Source organism: Vibrio sp. Vb0349, assembly GCF_033338975.1.
The window spans coordinates 1-1,348 of the sequence record NZ_JAWOTS010000224.1; the positions used below are offsets into that span (position 1 = coordinate 1).

The 1,348-nt window shown below is 44.6% G+C and carries 3 protein-coding genes; all 3 read left to right on the forward strand.

The window, feature by feature from the left end:
* The coding region (locus R7Q47_RS24730) for a TyrR/PhhR family helix-turn-helix DNA-binding protein (protein ID WP_411912885.1) at positions 1-300 on the forward strand (300 nt) is incomplete at its 5' end.
* Between the two features lie 36 nt (positions 301-336).
* Positions 337-921 (forward strand): ribosomal protein S5-alanine N-acetyltransferase, encoded by a 585-nt coding sequence (gene rimJ / locus R7Q47_RS24735; RefSeq protein WP_005458831.1) that lies wholly within the window; start codon positions 337-339, stop codon positions 919-921.
* A 1-nt stretch (position 922) separates the two neighbouring features.
* The coding region (locus R7Q47_RS24740; RefSeq protein WP_318089913.1) for an HD domain-containing protein at positions 923-1,348 on the forward strand (426 nt) is incomplete at its 3' end.

Below are 1,348 nucleotides of genomic sequence, written 5' to 3' on the forward strand. Positions count from 1 at the left end.
CAATGGCCGGGTAACATGCGTCAGCTAGATAATATGGTGTTGCGAGCGCTAACAGAAATGGATGGTCACCTACTGAAAGCCGAACATTTTAATTTGCCACAGCCGCAGTCAGTTGGCGGGGGCAGTGCAACGCTTAATATTGATGGTTCTTTGGACGAGATCATGCGTGATTATGAATCCCAGGTGTTGGAGCGTTTGTACCAGTCGTTCCCGTCAAGCCGTAAGTTAGCGAAGCGTTTGAACGTATCGCATACGTCTATTGCGAATAAGTTACGTGACTATGGGATTCGTAAGAATTAACGCGAGTAATCAAGAAAAGGGAAGTTGTCGTTTGTAATGGAAGATCATAGTTCATCAATCGCCGTTCACAAGTTGGACGGCGACTTGCTTCTACGAACCGCTGAAATCGGTGATGCCGATATGATCGCGGCGTATTTTCAATCTAATCGCGATTATTTGAAGCCATTTGAACCAAAGCGAGAAGAGGCGTTTTTCTCTGTTAATGGTTGGCTCCAAAAACTGATTAAGTTGAACGAGCTCCATCGCATGGGGCTTGGCTACTATTGCTTGCTAATTCATGTTGATACAGGGCGCATGCTGGGAACGATTTCATTCAGCAGTATGAGTCGCTTTCCATTTTATAGCTGTAACGTTGGCTATTCCTTGGCGGAAGAGGCACAAGGTCACGGCTATATGCGTCGTGGGTTAAAAATGGCATGCGACTACATGTTTAACGTGCAAAAAATGCATCGTATCCAAGCCGGCTATATGCCTCATAACAAACGCAGTGAAGCTGTGCTAGAGTTTGTCGGGTTTAGCAAAGAAGGTTACGCAAAAGATTACCTTTTGATCAATGGTGAATGGCAAGACCATGTGCTGACATCATTAACTAACCCTCATTGGCAGCAAGAAGGGCGCTAATATGGATCGATTAGAAAAGCAGTTAGCATTACTCATTGAACTTGATAAGCTCAAAAGCGTATTGCGTCGTACTCGGGTGAAAAGTGCCGAAGGTCGTCTTGAAAACAGTGGTGAGCACAGTTGGCATGTCGCATTGATGGCAGTCTTAATGGAAGAGCACGCAAATGCACCAGTCGATATCTGTCGAGTGATGAAAATGCTATTGATACATGACGTTGTTGAGATCGACGCAGGCGACACGTTTGTTTATGATACTGCAGCTTCAAAAGAGCAAGCAGAAAAAGAAATAAAAGCCGCTGAACGCTTATTTGGTATGTTACCAACAGATCAAGGGCAAGAATTATTAGCGCTTTGGCAAGAATTTGAAGCCGCGCAGAGTGATGATGCAAAATATGCAAAAGCGCTTGATCGTTTAATTCCCATGCTC

Coding starts and splice junctions, on each gene's coding strand:
- rimJ (WP_005458831.1), top strand. CDS start 337: ATGGAAGATCATAGTTCATCAATCGCCGTTCACAAGTTGGACGGCGAC.